This window comes from Campylobacter sp. IFREMER_LSEM_CL2151 (assembly GCF_025771725.1).
Classification (GTDB): domain Bacteria; phylum Campylobacterota; class Campylobacteria; order Campylobacterales; family Campylobacteraceae; genus Campylobacter_D; species Campylobacter_D lari_C.
Window position 1 is genome coordinate 1 of sequence record NZ_JAKMQT010000019.1, and the last position, 1,434, is coordinate 1,434.

Here is a 1,434-nt window from a genome sequence, read left to right on the forward strand (position 1 = left end):
ACTAACAACTTTCACTCAACTTGATGTTTTAATGAGTTATTCAACTATAAGAAATTATTATAAAATTTATAATCTTTTTATACACAGCAATTTTTACTCTTCTTGCGATACAAATACAATAAATCAAGATATTATACAAGCCATTAAATCTAATCATTTAAGAGTAGGAAACGCGCCTAGTGATTCCTTGCAAGGCATTACTCAGCTTACAAGAAATTTAATTCCATTACTAACCAACCCTAGCTTAAAAGACTTACTAAAACAAAGAAAAGGTAAAATAGAAAATGCTATTATAGTTTCTACTGGTCCATCTTTAATAAAGCAATTGCCTTTATTAAAAGAATATGCTAATAAAGCTAGTATTATATGTGCTGATAGTGCTTATCCTATATTAGCAAAACATAATATAAAACCTGATTATGTATTAGCTTTAGAAAGACATGGTCTTGTTTATCAATGTTTTGAACAAGACAATCAAGAATTTGATAAAGATATATTATTTATTATAGCTAGTGTGGCACATAAAAGTGTTATAAATACTTTAGAAAAAACAAAAAAATCATATATATTAGTACATAGATCCTTACCTTTTGCAAAAACATTAAAATTAAATGCTTATGGATACGTTTCTGGTGGTTTAAGTGTAGCCAACATGGCTTATGAATTAGCCGTAAAACTAGGACATAAGAATATTATCTTAATAGGTCAAGATTTAGCTTATGATGAAAATGGTAATTCTCATCCTAAAGAATATCTACATACCCAAGAAAGTGAAAATGATAGAAAAGAGGGTTTATTTATTACTGCTTATGGTGGTAATGGTAAGGTTGAGACGAATCAATGGTGGAAAGTTTTTAAAGATATTTTTGAAAAAGATATTATTGTTCATAAAAACAAATCAAATATTACAACCTATAACGCCACAGAAGGTGGAGCTAGGATAGAAGGAAGTATAGAAAAATCTTTTAAAGAATTATGTGAAAATTTATTGAAAGAAAATAAGCCTTTGTTTAAAATTATTAATACCAGCACATCCAAAATTGGAACCAATTTAAAAACTGCAAGAAAAAATATAGAAAAAATACTTTCTTGCAATCAAAATAATATTAATAAATCTCAAATTCTTTTAGAAAAAATTCAAAAATCCAAAATTAATTTAAAAGTTAAATCGCTATTTAAACAACTTGATGCATTTAAAAAACAATTATACAAAACATCTAATGGAGCATATGAGCTTTACCCTCATATTTTATATCATCATGAATTAAACATTAATGTTTTGCTGTGTAAAAACCCAAAAAATAAAAAAGAACAAGAGCAAATCACGAGAGAACTATTGAATATATATGAAGAAACTTTTAAAATACTTTTACATCTTTTTAATATATTTGACAATGCTGTAAAAAATGAAAGTATAGAACTTTTTCAACTAGC

1 protein-coding gene is annotated in these 1,434 nt (G+C 26.0%); it reads left to right on the forward strand.

The features are described 5' to 3' along the window. Nucleotides 1-1,434, forward strand: a 1,434-nt coding sequence (locus L8V82_RS07695) for a motility associated factor glycosyltransferase family protein (protein WP_263724547.1), incomplete at both ends; no start/stop codon positions are given.